This is a genomic window from Micromonospora sp. NPDC047812 (assembly GCF_040704175.1).
Classification (GTDB): Bacteria; Actinomycetota; Actinomycetes; order Mycobacteriales; family Micromonosporaceae; genus Micromonospora.
The window spans coordinates 370,509-388,908 of the sequence record NZ_JBEYRY010000005.1 but is presented as its reverse complement, the minus strand read 5'-3'; the positions used below and the strand labels follow the sequence as shown (position 1 = coordinate 388,908).

Here is an 18,400-nt window from a genome sequence, read left to right as displayed (position 1 = left end):
TCGGCTAGGCCGGGGCGCGGAGGTGGACCGCCGCCGCGTCGAGCTGCGCGCTGGTGCCCGCGGGCACCGTAGGGATGCCCGGGGCGATCGCGCGGCCGAGGTTGGTCAGTACGCGGCCTGCGCCGACCTCGACGAACGTGCTGACCTCCTGCTCGGCGAGCGCGCGGACGACCTCGTGCCAGCGCACGGGCGCGCAGAGCTGACGTCGCAGTGCCGCGGCGGCCGCCGGCCCGTCCATCAACGGCTGTGCGGTGACCGTGGAGACGACCGGGATCCTCGGCGTGGCGAAGGCGACCTCGGCCAGGGCCGACGCGAACTCCTGCTCGATGTCACGCATGAGGCTGCAGTGGAACGGCGCCGAGACCTTGAGCGCGACCACGTCGGCACCGAGTTCACGGGCGGCGGCGCTCGCCGCCGCGACCCCGGTCGTGGTGCCGGAGACGACCGTCTGGCGTTCGGAGTTGTAGTTGGCCACCTCGACGGTGCCGTCGCCCGTGCGCGCCACCCGGGCGCAGATCTCCTCGACGCGGGCGGCATCGATGCCGAGCACCGCGGCCATCCCGCCGGGGGCCGCCTGCCCGACCCTGGACATCATCTGCCCACGGCGGTGCACCAGCCGCAGCGCGTCGGTCCATTCCAGCACTCCCGCGGCGACCAGCGCGGTGAACTCGCCGAGGCTGTGTCCAGCCGCGACGGACGGCTCCAGGCCACGCTCGCGCAGCAGTTCGAGGGCGATCAGGCTGGTGAGCAGGATGGCCGGCTGGGCCACCGCCGTGTCGCGCAACTCGTCGGCCGAACCCTGCAGGCACAGTCGGCGCAGCGGCATGCCCAGCAGATCGTCGGCGATGTCGAGGTAGGGCGTGCGCGATCGAGCGTCATCAGCGGCGAGTTGGGCGGCCATCGCGGGCCTCTGCGAACCCTGACCAGGAAATAGCGCGGCGAACCGATATGCGAGCATGTCTCCAGCTTGGGTCGCCGGCCGGACTGTAGTCAATTGATCAGCGACAATAGCCGAAGACCGGAGGACTCCGTGACCGAGCATGAACCGGCAGACCAGCGCGGCGACGCGAGAAAGATCGTCGCAGTGGCCGCGCCGCTGTACCTTTCGATGATCGCGGCGTCCGTCAGCGCGCTGGTGAACACGGCCGCACTGGGCCGGTTCGGCACGGTGGCCCTCGCGGCGTTCGCGCTGACCGGCGCCGTCTACTTCCCGGCGACCGCCGCGGTCACCGGAGCGGTGCGCGGCGTCATGCCGTTCGTGTCGGCGTCGGCCGACGACCGTGACAGCGTGATCAGGGTGGTCCGCGACGGCACCTGGCTCGCCGTCACGATCGGCCTGCTCGGCGCGGCCGCCGTGTCCGGGGCGGGCCTGCTGGCGCGTTCCAGTGGCGTACCGGACGAGACGATCGCCGAGTTGGGCTACTTCCCGCTGCTGATGGCCGGGTCCGTGCTGCTGGGCTCGATCGCCGCCATGGCCTCCTCGAGCCTCGTCGGCCTGGGACACAGCAAGATCGTGATGCGGGCCGGTCTGGTCGCGGCCGCGTGCACGGCCGTGCTGTCGTTGCTGCTGGTCAACGGGATCGGGCCGCTGCCGGCTCTCGGACTGGTGGGTTCGGGCCTGGCCATGCTGGTGGCGAACCTGGCCACCTGTGTGATGACCATGCTCGGCCTGCGCGCCAAGCTCGACATCCCGTTGTCGGGCCTCGCCGTGGCCAGGCTGCACCCTGGCCGGGTGCTCGAGTTGGCCAAGGTCGGCATCCCCATGGCCGGCACCGTGCTGGTCAAGTTCGGCGTCCTCGGCGTGCTCGCGTTCGCCGCCGCCCGGATCAGCACGACCGCCGCCGCCGCGCACAGCATCGCCACGGCGCTGGTCGGTCTGACCTTCACCGCTGCCGTCGCGGTCGGTCAGGCGGGCATCCCGCTCGTCAGCAGCCGGGCCGCGACCGCCGACATCCCGGGGGTTCGCCGCAGCGTGCGGGCCGGACTGCTGGTCGCCGCCACCGTGGTCGGGACACTGTGCGCGCTGCTGGTCGTCCTGCGTCCCGTATTCCTCCCGCTGTTCACCGTGGACCCCGAAGTCCGCGAGGTGATGGTCGGTCTGCTGCCGGTCGTGGCCCTGGCCATCCTCGGCGACGGCCTCCAGGCCGTCCTCGGCTTCGGTCTCACCGGCCTCAAGCGCACCGTGCCGAGCTTCCTCGTGTTCTCCGTCCTCTACGGCGTGCTCGCCCTGATCGCCCTGCCGGTCGCCTCCGCCACGGGCATCATCGGGCTCTGGACCGCGCTCGTGGTGATCAACGTGCTGGTCGGGATCGGCCAGGGCACCGCGTTCCTGCGCGTCAGCGGCGGGCTGCGGAAGCCGGCGCCCGTGTGACGGGCCCGTCGCGCTCCACCGTGTCCGCAGCGGTCGCGCGAGCGGCCCGCTGCGGACACGGACGACGCACCCGATCGCCTCGGCGGACGGCGACGGGTGCGTCGTCCGCCGATCCGCGCGACGGCGGGCCAGGCATGCTGCCGGGCCCGCCAAGGCCCGGCGGCCCCGGGTCACGCCGCGGGAAGCCGGCCCGATCCGCCGGCGGCCGGCGACTTCAGGCGCTCGCCGCGACGAGGGTGAGGCGGTCGTCCGGGCCCGCGGTGATCGGCGTGGTGTCCCGCGCCACCAGGAACTCCGGCCGCGTCGGGGCTGCCGGCGCGTTGTCGACCCTGTTGTACGTGATGAGCAGCAACGCGCGTCGGTCGGGCGAGTCGTTGTTGGACGACGAGTGCAGGATGCTGGGGTGGAACGCGTTGATCGTCCCGGCCGGACCGGTCATGCGCAGGCCGCCCTTGGTCGCCATCAGCTCGGCCGCGCGCTCGTCGCTCACCGTGTAGGTCAGCGTCGTCGACACGTGCTCACGCCAGTGCTTGCCCCGTTGCGCCTCCGCCCGGGGCAGCTCGTAGATGCCCTCGTTGTGCGACCCCGGCACGACCAGCAGCGGCCCGTTGCCGTCGTGCACGTCGTCCAGTGAGATGGCGATGTTCACGGCCGCGGGCCGGGGCATGCCGTCCTCGAGGTGCCAGAACGAGAAGTCCTGGTGCCACGGCCAGGCCGCCCCCTCCTCCGCCTGCTTGAGGTTGACCTTGAACTGGTAGACGTACACCTCGCCGCCGACCAGCGTCTCAGCCAGGCGCACCAGCTCCGGCGTCCGCACCAGAGCCGCGCACAGGTCGTCGAATGCGTGGCAGCCGTGGACCGCGCGCACCGTGGCGCCGTCGTCCTCGTGGACGACCTCGGGTCGCGCCGACGCGCACAGCTCGTCGATGCGTTGGCGGACAGCCGCGACGGAGGCGGCGCTCAGCCGCGCTGCCGGCGAGCACCAGCCATGCTCCTCGTAGCGGGAGCGCAGTGCGGCAAGGTCGGTCGGGGAGAACATCATCTCTTTGCGACTCCGCTGGACGTGGGGGACGGTCATCGGTGGGACGGGGAGGCCGGTCGACCGCCGTGCTCGCGCACGAGCGCCAGCCGGTCGACCTTCCCGCTCGGCGTACGGGGGAACTCCGCCGGGAGGTGGACGAACCGCGACGGCAGCATGTAGTCGGGCACCCGGGCCGTGATCGCCCGGCGGAGCGTGTCGAGGTGGAGCTGCTCACCCGAGGCGGTGCGGTAGAAGGCGGTGAGGCGGGTGTCGCCCACCCCGAGGGTCTCCGCGGTCACCACCGCCCCGACGACGCCGGGCACTTGGCGTACCACGGCTTCGACCTCGCCCAGCTCGACGCGGTAGCCGCGGATCTTCACCATGCCGTCGCGCCGGCCCAGGAACTCGATCCGCCCGTCGTGGAGGAACCGGGCGACGTCGCCGGTCCGGTACAGCCGCCCGATCCCGGGCAGCGGGCTGTCGACGAAGCGCTCCCGGGTCAGCTCGGGCTTGCGCCAGTAGCCGTCGGCCAGCGGCAGCCCGGAGACGCACAGCTCACCGGCGACACCGACCGGCTGGGGTCGCAGCCGGTCGTCGAGGATGGTGACGCGGGCGCTGTTGATCGGATAGCCGATCGCCGGCAGCAGTGGCCACGTGGCCGGATCGCCGTCGATCCGCAGCGACGTCACGCTGTGCGTCTCGCTCGGGCCGTACTGGTTGAACAGTGTCGCGTCGTCGAGTGCGGCGAAGAACTGCCGAATCGCCGGCGTGACGTGGATTTGCTCGCCCGCGCAAACGAACTCCCGAAGGGGCGGCGGCTCCAGCCCGAGTGCGGTCACGTACTGGGCGATGCTCTGCAACGCCGCGAACGGCAGGAACATCCGCCGTACGGTGTGCTTCCCGATCACCGCCAGCAGCAGGTCGTAGTCGGCCCGTTCCTCGGCGTCGACGAGCACCAGCGTGCCGCCCGTCGACCACGTGCTGAAGATCTCCAGGAACGACGCGTCGAAGCTGAGCGCCGAGTACTGCAGGGTCCGGTCGCCGGGGCCACAGGCGGAGTCACCGCACTGCCAGGCGACCAGTCCGGCCAGCGGGCCGTGCGGCATCGCCACGCCCTTGGGCAGGCCGGTGGAGCCGGAGGTGTAGATCAGGTAGGCGAGGTCGGCCTCGGTCGCGACGGGCAGCGCGGACCCGGCTCCGTCCGGCAGGTCGTACCATCGATCCGGTTCGAGGACGGTGACGCCGTCGGGCATCGGCACCGCGTCGACCAGCCACGGCTGGGCGAGCAGGCACGCCACGTCGCTGTCGCCCAACATGTACGCCAGGCGCTCGCCCGGATAGGTCGGGTCCAGCGGCACGTAGGCGGCGCCCGACTTGAGCACCGCCAGCACCGCGACGACCATGTCGACGGACCGCTCCAGGAGAATCCCGATCGGGCGCACCGGTCCCCCGTCGCGCTGCCGATGCAGCACCTGGGCCAGCCGGTCGGCGGCGTCACCCACCTCGGCGTAGGTGACCTGCCGGTCCCGCCAGATGGCCGCGATCGCGTCGGGGGTGCGCTGCCGCTGTGCCTCGAACGCCTCGTGTGCCAGCGGTGGCCGGGTGGTGGGCGCCGGGGCCTGCGCGAAGACCCGCGTGACGAGGTCCAACTCGTCAGGGGCCAGCAGGTCGAGGTCGCCGATCGACCGATCCGGCTCGGAGAGCGCGCTCGCCAGCAGCGTCCGGAACCGGTCGACCAGGCGCCGCGCGGTCGCCGGGTGGTAGAGGTCGGTGGAATAGTCGAGCATGCCCAGCACCGGGCCGTCGGATCCACTCAGCCGTAGCAGCAGGTCGAACTTGCTCGTGCCGGTGTGCACCTCCAACGGCTCGACCCGCAGACCGGGCAGCCGCAGCTGGGTCGACTCGCCGTCGTCGATCCCGATGACCGTCTGGAACAGTGGGAAGCGATCCGGTTCGCCGGCGGTGACGGTCTGGCGGACGATCGTCGAGAGCGGTACGCCGCGATGCCGCTGCGCCGCCAGGCTCTCCTGCTTGACCGCCGCCACCAGGTCGGCGAACGACATCTCCGGCGTCACCGTGAGCCGCAGCGGCAGCAGATCCGCCAGGCAGCCCACGACCCGGTCCAGTTCGGCGGCACCGCGGCGGGCCACCGGTGTGCCGACGACGAGGTCCTGCTGCCCGCCGTGGCGGTGCAGCAGGGCGGCGTACGCGGCTGTCAGCACGGTGAACGCGGTGGTGCGCCGGGCGCGCGCGACGGCCCGCACGGCCTGCGCGGTCGCGCCGTCGAGCACGAACTCGACCCGGTCCCCTGCGTGTCCGATCTCGGCCGGGCGCCGCCAGTCGGCCGGGACCGTCGTGAACTGTGGCGGCGACTGCAATCGGTCACGCCAGTAGGCCACGGCTGCGGCGTCGGCTTCCTGCGCCCGTTGCCGCCGTGCGTACTCCCCCATGGTCAGCGCGGGCGCCGGCGGCAGCGTCGGGTCGGCGTACCAGCGGGCGATGTCGTCGGCCATGACCTCGAGCGACCAACCGTCCATGGCGATGTGGTGCAGCAGGAGGGCGAGCACGTGGTCCTCGCCCCCGAGCCGGAGCAGGAAGGCCCGCATGGGGGTCTGGTCCAGGTCCAGATCGAGTTCGGCCAGCTCACGCAGCCGCCGCTCGACCGCCTCCGGCGGACAGTCTTCGCTCTCGAGCGCCGCTCCCGTGTCCTCGATGATCTGAGCGGGCTGCCCCTCGTGCAGCCCGTACCGGGTGCGCAACCCGGGGTGTGCGGCTGTCAGGCGGTCGACCGCCAGTGCGAGCGCGCCGGTGTCGAGCGGGCCGTGGATGCGGTGCGTCCACAGCACGGTGTAGCGGGACCTGCCCTCCGCGAAGGCGTCGCTGAGCCAGATCGCCTCCTGCTCGTGGGTCATGGGGTGGACGGTCAACGCGTGCTCCGGGTTCGGGTCGTCGGGGTACGGGCCGCGTTCGCCAGTGCATCGCGGTCGAGCTTGCCGTTGGGGGTCAGTGGGAACCGGTCCAGGGCCCGCACGATCGTCGGGACGAGCGACCGGGGCAGTCGGTTCAGCAGGTCGCGGCGCAACGCCGCGGGTCCGCCCGGATCGTCGCCGGGCACGTAGAACAGCGCCAGGGCCTGGTCGACGACGGTCACCGTGCAGTCCCGTACGCCAGGTGACTGTCGGGCCGCCGCCTCGACCTCCGCGGGTTCGATGCGATGACCGCCGACCTTCAACTGGCGGTCGCGCCGGCCCCGGAAGCGCAGGAGCCCGGCCGGATCGATCAGGCCGTAGTCGCCGGTGCGGTACGCCCGCACCGTCTCGCCGCCGATCTCCACCGGCACGAACGCGCGGGCGGTCAGCTCCGGCTCGCCCAGGTAGCAGGTGGCCAGGCCGTCGCCTGCGACACAGATCTCGCCGGTCTCCCCGGGCGGGCAGGGCCGGCCCTGCCCGTCGAGCACCAGTACGGTCGTCGCCGGCACGGGTGAGCCCAGCGGGATGTCCCCACCGTCGGCGCAGTCTTCGAGCCGCACCCGGTGGGTGGTGGTGTGCATGCAGCTCTCGGTCGGACCGTACCCGTTGAGCAGCTCGGTCCGTGGGTGGCGGCGCAGGAACCGGGCCGCGTGCGGCGCGGGCAGGCGCTCCCCGCCCACCAGCACCGTTCCCAGCCCGGCGAAGCTGTCGAGGTCCTCGTCGACGAAGAGCGCGAACAGCGAGGTCGTCAGGCGCAGCGTGGTCGCGCCGTGCCGCTCGACCATCCGGCGCAGTTCTCCGGGGGTGAGGTAGTCGCCGTCGACGAGCAGCGACGTGCCGCCGGTCATCAGCTGGCCGAACAGCTCGTAGCTGTACATGTCCCACCACGGCGGCGCCCCCTGGGGCATCGCGTGGCCGGGGCCGAAACCGGGCGGCGGGGTGGCACGGAACATCCGCGTCAACGCCCGGTGCGGCAGCACCACGCCCTTGGGCCGGCCGGTGGTGCCCGAGGTGAAGACGACCGTCGCCGCCGCCTCCCCGTCGATCGCCGCGGTGGGCGGGTGTGCCGTGCCGCCCGGTCCAGGGGCCGGGTCGGTCGCCGTCAGCGGCAGGACGGTGCGGCCGCCCCAGTCCTGACCCGGATCGGTGGTGAGCACCGGGGCGGACCCGACAAGATCGGTGATGGCGAGCCGGCGCGGCGTCGGCCACCGCGGGTCGATAGTCGTGTACGCCGCGCCGCACCACAGTACGCCGAGTTGGGCGGCGACCAGCTCCGGGCAGCGGTGTGCGCAGAGCGGGACGATCGCACCCGCTCCGATCCCGTGTGCGCCGAGGCGTGCGGCCACGGCGAGCGCGCGCCGGTGCAGCTCGGCGTACTCGACCGGCGACCCCTGGTGCACGAGGGCGGTGGCGTGCGGAAACCGCTCGGCCGCCCGGGCAACAGCCTGGTGGACCAGTGCCTGCCCCGCACCGTCAGCCGGCGTCACCGGCGGACCTCGCCGACACGAGGGCGATGAAGTCGCCGAACACGTCGTTGTCCAGCAGGTCGACCGGGGTCAGCGCGACTCCGGTCGCACTCTCGATCCGCGCGCAGATCCGCAGCGCCTGCAGCGACGTGCCGTCGTGGTCGTAGAAGCTGTCCGCGGGATCGACCTCGTCCAGGCCGAGGACGTCGGCGATGACGTCCGCGACGACCTGTGCGGTGGACCGCGTCACCGGGCGGCCTCCGCACTGATCGCCGCGGCGAGCGCGACGACCGTACGGTTGCGCAGGATCAGCCGCATCGGCAGGCGGTTGCCGACGCGGTCGGTGAGTTCGACCATCACCTGCACGGCGGTCAGCGAGTTGCCTCCGGCGATCTCGAAGAAGGGGTCCTCGTCGCCGAAGTCGGCGTGGCCCAGCACCTTCTCCCACACCCCACGCACCTCGTCGACGAGGTGCTGCGGCGGATTCTGGGTGGCATTGGACATCGTCACTCCGTTCTCCACAGGCCGGTGGTCAGTCGCGGCGGGCGGCGCGGTCGAGGCGCTCCGTCAGCGCGGCGGCGAGTGCCGCGACGGTCGGGTACTTGAACAGGTCGGTGACCGGCACCTCAACCGCGAATTCCCGTCGGATCTCGCGGTGCGCCTGGATGAGCGTCATCGAGCTGGCGCCCAGCGCGAACAGGGGCACGTCGCGCGGCAGGCGCTCTGGCGCGGCGCCGAGCGCTCGGGCCCAGAGGTCGGCGAGTTTCCGCTCGACCACGCCGCGCGGCTGTGCGTCGGCGGCGACCGGGAGACCCACCTCCGGCACGGGCAGGCGGCGGGGATCGGCCTTGCCGGTGTTCCCGGTCGGGATCCGGTCGATCGCGACCAGGTAGGCGGGGACCAGTTCGGCGGGCAGTTCCCCGGCGAGGTGCGCGCGCAGCCGCGCCGCATCGAGACCGTCGAGGGTGACGGCGTACGCCACGAGCGCGTCGGGACGTCGGGGATGGACCGCGACGAGGGCGTCGACGATCCCGGGAAAGCGCAGCACGACGCGCCGCACGCCCTCCAGCTCGACGCGCAGTCCGCGGACCTTGACCTGGCCGTCCTCACGGCCCAGGAAGGCGATGTCGCCGTCACCGCACAACCGGGCCAGGTCGCCCGTGCGGTACAGGCGGCCCCGGCCCTGGCGGCTGACGGTGTCGGGCACGAACACCTTCGCGGTCAGCTCGTCGCGGTTGACGTAGCCCAGCGCCAGTCCGACGCCCCCGATGTGGAGTTCGCCGGGGAATCCCGGCGGCAGCAGCTGTCCGCCCTGGCCGAGGACGTAGGCCCGCATCCCGGCCACGGGCCGACCGATGGGCGGGTCCGCGTCGGGCTCCGACGGCCCGTCGGCGAGGACATGGAATGTCGCGTCGATGGTGGTTTCGCTTGGCCCGTAGAGATTCACCACGCGGGCGCCGGTGGCGGCGGCCGCCGCAGCGGCCGTCTCACGGGTCAGCCGCTCCCCGCCGCAGAAGAGCCAGCGCAGGCGCGGACACTCCCAGTCGGAGCGTTCCGCGAGCATCGCGCCGAGCAGGGTCGGCACGAACTGCGCCACGCTCACGTCGTGGGTGCGCAGTTCGGTGTGCATCAGGGCCGGGTCGCGGTGGGCATGGGCGGGAGCGACGACGACAGCGGCGCCGATGACCAGCGGAGTCAGGTATTCCCAGACGGAGGCGTCGAACACCGGTGAGGTCTTGAAGTAGAACCGGTCGGTGCGGTCGAGGCCGAACTCGTGCTGCTTGAAACGCAGGTGGTTGAGGATGGCGCGGTGCGGGACGATCGCCGTCTTCGGCAGTCCCGTGGTGCCCGAGGTGGTGATCAGGTACGCCGGAGCGGCGGGGTCGGCGGCGACGTGGGTGAGCGGCGCCGCCGACCCGGCCGGCGGAGGCGCCTGCGCTGCGACGACCACCGGCAGCCCGGCCGGGGCGTCGGCGGTCGCCGTGACGACTGCGGCGCCGGCCGCGGCGTCACTCAGCAGGAAGGAGCGCCGGCCGGCCGGTTGTTCCATGTCCACGGGCAGGAAGGCGTGGCCGCACCGCAGGACCGCGAGCACGGCCGCGACGAACGCCGAGGAGCGCGCCATGCACAGCGCCACCACCGAGCCGGGCGGTAGGGACAGCGCGCCGATCTCCGCGGCCAGGAGGTTGGACCACCGGTCCAGCTCGGCGTAGCTCACGGTGCGATCGCCGGCGACGAGCGCGGGCGCGTCGGGCCGGTCGGCTGCGCACGCGCGGAACGCCTCGACGATGCCGGGACCGTCGTGGGCCGGCGGCCCCACGGACCAGTCGGTGAGGATGCGCTCCTCGGTCCCGGGGCCCGCCAGCCGCACCGTGAGCGGGGTGCCGGCGTCGGCGAGGAGCTGGGCCAGCACTGTCTCAAACCCGCGGGCGATGGCGTCGGCCTCGGTGGCCTGGAACAGGTTCGTGCAGTAGTCGAGCCGCCCGGTGAGCACTCCCCCGCGCAGGTTGATGGACAGCAACAGCTCGGCCTTGCTGCCCCGGGTGGCGAACTCGACCGGCTCGCTGACGACGCCGGGCAGGGTGAGGAGGGGGAAGGACGCGTCGTTGAAGGAGAGCACCGCCGGCAGCGGAGGACGGCCCGGCTGGATCATGCGTCCGCCCGGCCCCGCCGTGGCCAGTGCGACGCCCTGGTGCTCCACCCCGTCCATGACACGGTCCTGCACCAGGCGCGCGTACTCGGCGAGGCTGGGGGTGGCCAGGCTGGGCGCGCGAAGCCGAAGCATGTCGGAGAACAGGCCGACGACGTGCCGGTACCGTGGCCGTCGCCAGTCGACGCCGGGAAAGGCGACCACGACGTCATCGCTGCGGGTGTAGTGCTGCAACACCAGCGCGTACGCGGCCATGCAGGCAGAGAACGGCGTCACCTCGATGCGGGCGGCCCGGGCGTCCAGGTCGGCGGGCAGCCGCACCGCGATCGACGCGACGCGGGGCTCGACGGCGGCCGACCCGACGGTGCTCGGGGCGATGCCGCAGCCCGGGTCGACCCCGTCCAGGGACTCCTGCCAGAACCGCTGCGCGGCCAGGCCGGCCGGGGAGGCGGCGAAGTCCTGCTGCCACCGCACGTAGGAGAAGTAGTCGGGGCCGTCGGTCTCCGGCTCGGCGACGCCCGCATACGCACGCGACAACTGGTCCAGGAACACGGGCAACGACGGCGCGTCCACCGCGAGGTGGTCGAAGACGATCAGCAGCAGTGCCGCCGCCTCGTGCTGACGCAGCAGGTGGGCCCGCAGCCGTACGGAGTCCTCGGCCACGAACGGCACCGCGCACAGTGCCGTCAGGTGCGCGTCGAGGTCGTCCGCCACCACGTCCGTGGTCCGCAGCAGCGACGCGGGTGCCGGCTGGAGCACCTGGTAGGTGACGGACTGCTCCTCCTGGAGTTGGACGCGCAGTTGTGGCTGACGCCGGACCACCTCCGTGAGGGCCCGGTCCAGGCGCCCTTCGTCCAGGGCACCTGTCAGCCGGTACGCCACAGCGACGTTGTAACCCGCGCCGTCCGAGCCGAACTGCTGTGCGACATGCACGGCGCGCTGCTGGACGCTGAGCGGCACGCGGGCGTGGTCCGGCCGCGATGGCTTCACATGCTCCCCCCGTCATGAGCGGCTCGGATGCGCCCCTCGCCAGCGGTCGTCCGGCCCTACCGTCCCATCCATGCCGAAGTGAGTGGCCCGCCCGAGCGGCGGCCGTGCGAATTATTGGGCGATTGAAGCGCGTCTTTCAATACAGTGTGAGTTGTTTCACACCGGTTGATCGTCCGCGATTCCACCTATAGCTTGACCGGAAGCGATTCACGTCAAAGTCACATGCCGAATGACGGAATCGTCGACTGCCCGGCGCGGCAAATCCGCAGCGGCATCGCGCTCTGCCGGAGGGCGTGCGTCGAATTTTGCGAAGTCAATTAAATAGCATGCGTATTACCGGTGACGCCTGCGCTACCACGGCCGGTCTTGTTGCGCGCACAACAGGCAAAGGAGACCGAACCTGATGGCACTGATCGACCTGCTGTCCGAACTCGCGGGCCTGGGCGTGCGCCTTTCCGCGCAGGGTGACAAGCTGCGGATAACCGGCCCGCGCGAGCGGCTCACCGAGCCGCTGCGAGCCCGCCTCGCCGCGCACCGCGACGAGGTGCTGCAGTTCGTTCGCGAGCAGGAGCACGAAGAGCGGCGCCGCAGCGTGCGCATCGTCCCGGTCGACCGCACCCGACCGCTGCCGGCCTCCTACGCGCAGCGGCGCCTCTGGCTGATCGAGCAACTCGCGACCGACGTGCCGATCTACAACATGTACATGGCGCGCACCATCACCGGTCCGCTCGACACCGACGCGATGCGCTCTGCCGTCGAGACCATCACGGCCCGGCACGAGATCCTGCGCAGCGCGCTCGTGGAGGACGGCGACGACCTGTTCCAGGTGCCGGACCCGGCGGGACGTCCCGCGTACACCGAGCACGACCTGCGGGAAGCCGCCGACGAGGCGGTCCGGCAACTGCTGTACGACATCGTCGCGACCCGCTTCGACCTGTCGCGGGCCCCGCTCATCCGCTTCGACCTCATCCGCACCGGCGCCACGGACTGGATCCTCGTCATCACCCAGCACCACGTCATCTCCGACGGCTGGTCGGCGGGCATCATCCGCAAGGAGATCTCGGAGCTGTACTCCGCCGCCGTCGAGGGCCGCGAGCCGGACCTGCCCGACCTGCCGGTGCAGTACGCCGACTTCGCCGCGTGGGAGCGGCAGTGGATCACCGGCGAAGTGGCCGAACAGCAGCGCGAGTTCTGGCGCGGCCAGTTGGCGCAGTTGCCCCCGGCGCTGGAGCTGATGCCCGGCCGGCCCCGGGCCGCGGTGCAGAGCTACCGCGGTGACGCGCTGGTGTTCACCTACGACGCGGAGCTGATGAAGCGGCTGCGGGAGCTGTGCGCCGAGTGCGGCACCACCCTCTACGGCGCCCTGGTCGCGGCGTACGGCCTGCTGCTGTCACGGATGACCCGCGCTGACGACCTCGCGGTCGGGAGCCCGCTGGCCAGTCGGCCCTACCCGGTGCTGGAGAACACCCTCGGCCTGTTCTTCAACTCGATCACGGTACGGATGCGGCCCGATCCACAGCAGACGGTCCGCGAGTTCCTCGCCGCGGTCCGCCGCAGCGTCTTCGACGCCTTCGCCCACCAGGATCTCCCTTTCGACCAGGTGGTCCAGGCGGTCGCGCCGGATCGCAGCGTCTCGCACTCGCCGCTGTTCCAGGCCATCTTCATCCTGCAGAGCTACCCCGAGACCGGGCTGTCGCTGACGGGCCTGGAGACCGGGCAGGCCGTCGCGCCGGTCTACGCGACGCAGTACGACATCATGTTCAAGTTGCGCGAGGACGGCGATCTGGGCCGGGGCTTCCTCGTCTACAACAGCGAGATGTTCGCCAAGTCCGACATGTCGCGCCTGGTCGACTGGTTCGCGCGGGTGGTCCGGCTGATGGCGGCCGACCCCGACGCCAGGCTCGGCGACCTGGTGCTGGCCGGTGCCGAAGACCTCGCCCACGTGGCCCGATGGAACGCCGCCACCGCTCGGGAGCTGCCCGCCCTGCCGGTGCACCGGCGGATCCTGGCCCAGCTGCACGCCGACCCCACCGCACCCGCGGTGACCTTTCGCGGCCGCACCCTCACCGGTGCCGCACTGGCCGAGCGGGCCCAGGCCATCGCGGCCGGTCTCGTCGCGGCGGGGCTACGCCCCGGCGACCGCGTCGGCGTCCTGGTCCCCCGATCCACCGATCTCGTCGCGACCCTGCTCGGCGTGCTCAGCGCCGGCATGGCGTACGTGCCTCTCGACGGCGCGGCACCGCAGCAGCGGTCGGCGGCCAGCCTGGCCATCGCCGGATGCGCCGCGCTGATCGTCGAACACGCCGCCGTGCCGTCACCGCCGTTCGACGGCCGGGTCCTGCCGCTGACCGAACTCACGGGTCACCCGCCGCTGAGCACCCTTCCCGAGGTCCCGGCGGACAGCACCGCATACGTCATCTTCACCTCGGGCTCGACCGGGGTGCCGAAGGGCGTCCGCGTCGCACAGCGCAACCTGACCAACTTCTTCGCGGCGATGGACGAAACGGTCCCGCTTCCACCACGGCCGGTATGGCTCGCGGTCACCAACGTCACCTTCGACATCGCGGTACTCGAACTGCTGTGGACCCTCAGCCGCGGTGTCCACGTCGTCCTCGGCGAGAGCATGGAGACGCTGCACCGGTTGGCGGAAGCCGACACCGAGCCGGTCAAGGTCCCCGACCTGATCGAGACCGCCGGGGTCACCGCGCTGCAGGCGACACCCACGTTCGTCCGTACGGTGCTGCGGATGCCCGGCGGGCCCCGGGCGCTCGCCCGGCTGCACACCCTGCTGGTCGGCGGTGAGCCGCTGGACCCGGCGCTTGCCACCACGCTGCGCGAACTCGGCATCCCCAAGGTGCTCAACATGTACGGTCCGACCGAGACCACGGTGTGGTCCACCGCCTGGCAGCTCGACTCCGGGCCGCCGATGGTGGGCAGGCCGCTCGCCAACACCACGGTGCACATCGTCGATGCCTTCCTGCGTCCGGTGCCCGTCGGCATGTTCGGCGAGCTCGTCATCGGCGGCGCGGGGGTCAGCCAGGGCTACGTCGGGGACCCGGAACTGACCGCGCGACGCTTCGTCTCGGCGCCGCACCTCGACGACGGAGCCACCGTCTACCGCACCGGCGACCTCGCGCGGATCACGCCCGACGGCACGATCGAACTGGTCGGTCGCTTCGACAACCAGGTCAAGCTCAACGGCCACCGGATCGAGCTGGAGGAGATCGAGCGGGCGGTCGCCGCCCTGCCCGGTCTACAGGACTGCGCCGTGGTCGTGCAGACCGACGGCGACCGGAGCCGCCTCGCCGCCCACTGCGTCACCGCCGACGGCGCAGCGGTGGACGAGGAATGGCTGCGGGTCGAGTTGGCGCGCACGCTGCCGCCCCAGATGATCCCCGGCCTGGTCGCCACCATCCCCGCGCTGCCGGTCTCTCCCAACGGAAAACTCGACCGCAAGGCGCTTCCCAGGATCGAGGCACGCGCCGTCGGGTCCGAGCCGGTCACGGCGGATGGCGACCTCGAAGAGGCACTGCTGGCGGCCTGGCGCCGGGTGTTGGGCGACGAGCGCATCGGGGTGACCGACGACTTCTTCCGCTCCGGCGGCAACTCCCTGCTGGTGGTCCGCCTGCTCAGTGAGGTGCGTGCGCAGGCCGCGCCCCAGGCGCGCATCGTCGACCTGTTCCGCTTTCCGACGGTACGGACGTTCGCGGCGCACCTGACCGGTGGGGCCACCGACGAGCCCGGCGTGGCAGCGGACCACGACGAGGCACAGCGCGCCCGCCTGCGCCGGCAGCAGCAGGTGCGCCGCAAACGGCAGGCGCGCACCGGAGGCTAGCGACACGCCGCACGATCAGCGGTAGACGACGTCCAAGCGCTCGTTCAGCTCGGCCAGAGACGCCAGGATCGCCTCGTGCGTCGTCGCCGTACCGTGCACCAGACCGATGCTGTTGGCGGTGCCGTCGCGCCAGTCCAGCGCCCGGCCCGGCTTCGAGCGCATCTCGATGCTGCGGATACCGCCGACGTCGCGGGGGCGCACGTCGTTCCAGGACACCAGGGTCTTCGCTTCGACCGGCGGTGCCAGCAAATAGGCGAACTCCATGCGCTTCCACACCAGGGTGGGCACCGTCACCGGCTCGCCCGTCGCGAGCCGCAGCACGGTCCGCACGAGGTCGAAGCCGGCCGCTCGGCGTAGCAGCACCGGAACGTAGCCGCCCATCCGGCCGTTCACTTCGATCACGCTAGGGCCGGCCGGGGTCAGCTTGACCTCGGTGTGCGTCACGCCGTGCCGGACCCCCAGTGCCCGCAGTGCGGCACTGGCGACCTCGGCCGCGGCTGCCTGGTCGCGCTCCGAAAGCGTGCAGGGAAGCACGTGCCCCGTCTCGCGGAACGGCGGCGCGAGCGGGAGCTTGGAGGTCACGCAGACGGTCTGGACGTCCTCGCCCTGCACCACGGATTCGACCGAGACGTAGTCACCCCAGCATTCTCCGGCCACCGACGGGTCTCCGGTCAGCAGCTCCTCCAGGACGAAGTCGCCGGTGCCACGTGCCACGAACTCGGCCACGTAGCTGCGGCACCGCTCCAGCGACTCGATGCGGGCGGTGTCCACACTGCCGGCACCGTTGCGCGGCTTCAGCACCGCCGGCAGTCCGATCTCGGCGAGGGCGGCCACCGCGTCGTCGACCGTACTCACCAGCCGCGCCTGCGGTGAGGGCACCGCCGCCGCGTTCAGCAGCGTGCGCTGCAGGAACTTGTCGGTCAGGGCGGGCACGGTCGCCGGGCTGTGGAACGGCAGCCCGCAGCGCTGGGCGATGCGGGCAGCCAGGTGCAGCCAGTTGTCGTTGAACGCCGCCACCCCGTCCGGGCTCAGGCTCGCGGCGAGGTCGCAGATCTCGTCCTCGGACAGTCCGACAGCGTCGACGACGCGAACGTTCTCGGGGATCACCCACATGTCCGAAGCTGCCGCGTCCTCGTGCCTCATCCGCAGGAACACGACATCACAGACGTCGCGCGCGGCCGACAGGACGGTCACCGCACTGGCCGAGCCTCTGTCGTAGACGACGAGGCACGTCGGAAGACTCATCTGGCCGGCTCCTCCAACCTTCGGCCCCGGTTTCGACGGCCGCCCCTACCGCAGGCGGGGACGGACGCGACGTCGCCTGAACGGCCCGACCTCGACGTTCCGCGCCACCGCCACCCGGTCGCAGGAGGCGCAACGCCCGCTACGCCAAGCCCGGACGGACCGACCACGTACCCGGCCGTCCGCGCTGGGCACGGTGAGCGAGACAGCCCGATGGTAGCGGTAATCGCGGGGCGGCAGGGGTCCCGAGGCGCCCCGGCGGAAAGGGCGTCGACGGCTACCCCGGCAGGGGCGATCCGGCGAGCGGTCCGCGTCGGCCCCGCAGACCTGGCCGGCCAGCCGTCGCCCTCGGTCAGCAGCCTGCGGTGCCGGATTCCCGACGAATCCGGTTGGCGACAGCCGACATCCCTTCACCACCGCTGGCGGCTCTGACACTGTGCAGTCGGTAGGCAACCCTTCGGATTGGGTGGGTCGGGAGCGATGGCGAAGCGTTGGTTGATCACGGGGTGTTCGAGCGGACTCGGTCTGGCCCTCGCGGCCCGGCTCGCCGCCGAGGGGGAACAGGTGGTGGCGACGGCCCGCCGGCCGGAGACCCTCGGCGCGCTCGTGGCCCGGCATCCGGGCAACGTGGTGGCCGCCGCGCTGGACGTACGGGATCCGGCGCAGTGCGTGGCGGCGGTCGAGCGGGCGGTGGACGCCTTCGGCGGTGTCGACGTCCTGGTCAACAACGCCGCCTACGGCCAGTTCGGCACCTTCGAGGAGGTCACCGACGAGGAACTCGCCGCGCAGTTCGACACCAACGTCTTCGGGCCGTGGCGGCTCACCCGGGCCGTGCTGCCGGTGTGGCGGGCGCAGCGCTGCGGGCACGCGGTCTTCGTCAGCTCGGTCACCGGTGTGGTCCCCATGCCCGGGCTGGCCGCGTACACGGCGAGCAAGTTCGCGATGGAGGGAGCGGCCGAGTCGCTGGCCGCCGAGGCCGGGCACCTCGGGGTGAAGGTCACCATCCTGCAGCCGGGCGGCTTCGCCACCGGGTACAGCGCCAACCTGGTCATGCCGGAACACCGGATCGCGGACTACACGCCGGTCAGCGACGGCATGCTCGGCGCGCTGCGCAGCATGAACACCTGGATCGAGGTGAACTCCCCCGAACTCTTCGCGGACGTGGTCTGGCGGCTCAGCCGGATGGAGTCGCCGCCGCTACGGCTGCCGGTGGGACCGGACTCGGCGACGTTCCTGGAGGCCGCCTACGACGCCCGGCGCAATGAGTACGACCAGGTCGTCAAGGCGGGCCACCACACTCTGGCGTGACCCGTCCGGAACCGGCCGCGTTCAGAAATGCCGCACGGCCAGCAGGCCGAGGGCGGCCACGAGCACGACGCCCGCCGTGACGGTGATCGTGCGGATCCGTACCCGCAGGTCGGCGTCCCACCTGTCGCCGGTGCCGGCGGCGCGGCGGGCCAGCGGGGTCATCGCGCGTCCGACACCGAATCCGATCCCGGCGAGCATCGCGACGTGCAGGCGCTGACCGCCGAGGAGCAGGGCGACCGCCAGCACGTACGGAGCGCTCGCCGAGACGTAGGTGCGGACCCCGGTGCCCATCTCGAAGCCGAACTGCAGCGCCCCGCGCCGCAGGCTGCGCTGAAGCACGTCCTGCGGCACCTGCCGGGCGTTCTGCGGCAGCCGGATCGGCACCAGGCCCACCTCGCGGAGCAGCCCCAGCACCGCCACCGCCACGATGCCCGCGTAGCGCCACGGGACGGGCAGGGGCGTGGACAGGCCGGAGAGCAGCCCCAGCACCAACCCGCTGAGCAGGCCACCGGCGATCAGCCCTACGACGAACAGGCTGAGGACGACGC

12 protein-coding genes are annotated in these 18,400 nt (G+C 72.1%); 3 read left to right on the top strand and 9 right to left on the bottom strand.

Going from position 1 to position 18,400, the window contains the following annotated elements:
* Positions 1 to 4 precede the first annotated feature (4 nt).
* Positions 5 to 958, bottom strand: a complete 954-nt coding sequence (gene fabD, locus AB0883_RS21530; RefSeq protein ID WP_366642935.1) for an ACP S-malonyltransferase — start codon at positions 956 to 958, stop codon at positions 5 to 7.
* A gap of 9 nt (positions 959 to 967) precedes the next feature.
* Here fabD and AB0883_RS21525 point away from each other — a divergent pair, with 9 nt between their 5' ends.
* Positions 968 to 2,371 (top strand): MATE family efflux transporter, encoded by a 1,404-nt coding sequence (locus AB0883_RS21525; RefSeq protein WP_366642934.1) that lies wholly within the window; start codon positions 968 to 970, stop codon positions 2,369 to 2,371.
* Between the two features lie 214 nt (positions 2,372 to 2,585).
* On the opposite strand, the gene AB0883_RS21520 is transcribed toward AB0883_RS21525, so the two are convergent.
* Genes AB0883_RS21520 through AB0883_RS21495 form a run of 6 tightly spaced genes read right to left on the bottom strand, consistent with a single transcriptional unit; the run spans position 2,586 to position 11,437 of the window.
* A complete protein-coding gene (locus AB0883_RS21520) occupies positions 2,586 to 3,413 on the bottom strand; it encodes a phytanoyl-CoA dioxygenase family protein (protein ID WP_366642933.1) in 828 nt (275 codons plus the stop codon).
* A gap of 32 nt (positions 3,414 to 3,445) precedes the next feature.
* Positions 3,446 to 6,304: an amino acid adenylation domain-containing protein gene (locus AB0883_RS21515; protein WP_366642932.1), complete on the bottom strand. Its 2,859-nt coding sequence runs from the start codon at positions 6,302 to 6,304 to the stop codon at positions 3,446 to 3,448.
* An 11-nt stretch (positions 6,305 to 6,315) separates the two neighbouring features.
* Positions 6,316 to 7,848 (bottom strand): amino acid adenylation domain-containing protein, encoded by a 1,533-nt coding sequence (locus tag AB0883_RS21510; RefSeq protein ID WP_366642931.1) that lies wholly within the window; start codon positions 7,846 to 7,848, stop codon positions 6,316 to 6,318.
* Positions 7,835 to 8,077 carry a phosphopantetheine-binding protein gene (locus AB0883_RS21505; protein ID WP_121401203.1) on the bottom strand — a complete coding sequence of 81 codons (243 nt, stop codon included), beginning with the start codon at positions 8,075 to 8,077 and terminating at the stop codon, positions 7,835 to 7,837. Before AB0883_RS21505 ends, AB0883_RS21510 begins: the two co-directional genes overlap by 14 nt.
* Positions 8,074 to 8,331 (bottom strand): acyl carrier protein, encoded by a 258-nt coding sequence (locus AB0883_RS21500; RefSeq protein ID WP_366642930.1) that lies wholly within the window; start codon positions 8,329 to 8,331, stop codon positions 8,074 to 8,076. Before AB0883_RS21500 ends, AB0883_RS21505 begins: the two co-directional genes overlap by 4 nt.
* Positions 8,332 to 8,359: 28 nt before the next feature.
* Positions 8,360 to 11,437 (bottom strand): amino acid adenylation domain-containing protein, encoded by a 3,078-nt coding sequence (locus AB0883_RS21495; protein WP_366642929.1) that lies wholly within the window; start codon positions 11,435 to 11,437, stop codon positions 8,360 to 8,362.
* A 433-nt stretch (positions 11,438 to 11,870) separates the two neighbouring features.
* Here AB0883_RS21495 and AB0883_RS21490 point away from each other — a divergent pair, with 433 nt between their 5' ends.
* Positions 11,871 to 15,302 carry an amino acid adenylation domain-containing protein gene (locus tag AB0883_RS21490; protein ID WP_366642928.1) on the top strand — a complete coding sequence of 1,144 codons (3,432 nt, stop codon included), beginning with the start codon at positions 11,871 to 11,873 and terminating at the stop codon, positions 15,300 to 15,302.
* Positions 15,303 to 15,317: 15 nt separating this feature from the next.
* Here AB0883_RS21490 and AB0883_RS21485 read toward each other — a convergent pair whose 3' ends face one another.
* A complete protein-coding gene (locus AB0883_RS21485; protein ID WP_366642927.1) occupies positions 15,318 to 16,496 on the bottom strand; it encodes an ATP-grasp domain-containing protein in 1,179 nt (392 codons plus the stop codon).
* 528 nt (positions 16,497 to 17,024) lie between these two features.
* On the opposite strand from AB0883_RS21485, the gene AB0883_RS21480 reads away from it, so the two are divergent.
* Complete coding sequence (locus AB0883_RS21480; RefSeq protein ID WP_366642926.1) at positions 17,025 to 17,852, top strand: SDR family oxidoreductase; 828 nt, start codon at positions 17,025 to 17,027, stop codon at positions 17,850 to 17,852.
* Between the two features lie 21 nt (positions 17,853 to 17,873).
* On the opposite strand, the gene AB0883_RS21475 is transcribed toward AB0883_RS21480, so the two are convergent.
* Positions 17,874 to 18,344: a hypothetical protein gene (locus tag AB0883_RS21475; protein ID WP_366642925.1), complete on the bottom strand. Its 471-nt coding sequence runs from the start codon at positions 18,342 to 18,344 to the stop codon at positions 17,874 to 17,876.
* Positions 18,345 to 18,400 lie beyond the last annotated feature (56 nt).

Bases quoted from the DNA above. Each gene is read 5' to 3' on its own strand.
- fabD (WP_366642935.1), bottom strand. From the start codon at position 958: ATGCTCGCATATCGGTTCGCCGCGCTATTTCCTGGTCAGGGTTCGCAG.
- AB0883_RS21520 (WP_366642933.1), bottom strand. From the start codon at position 3,413: ATGATGTTCTCCCCGACCGACCTTGCCGCACTGCGCTCCCGCTACGAG.
- AB0883_RS21515 (WP_366642932.1), bottom strand. From the start codon at position 6,304: ATGACCCACGAGCAGGAGGCGATCTGGCTCAGCGACGCCTTCGCGGAG.
- AB0883_RS21500 (WP_366642930.1), bottom strand. From the start codon at position 8,331: ATGTCCAATGCCACCCAGAATCCGCCGCAGCACCTCGTCGACGAGGTG.
- AB0883_RS21490 (WP_366642928.1), top strand. From the start codon at position 11,871: ATGGCACTGATCGACCTGCTGTCCGAACTCGCGGGCCTGGGCGTGCGC.
- AB0883_RS21480 (WP_366642926.1), top strand. From the start codon at position 17,025: ATGGCGAAGCGTTGGTTGATCACGGGGTGTTCGAGCGGACTCGGTCTG.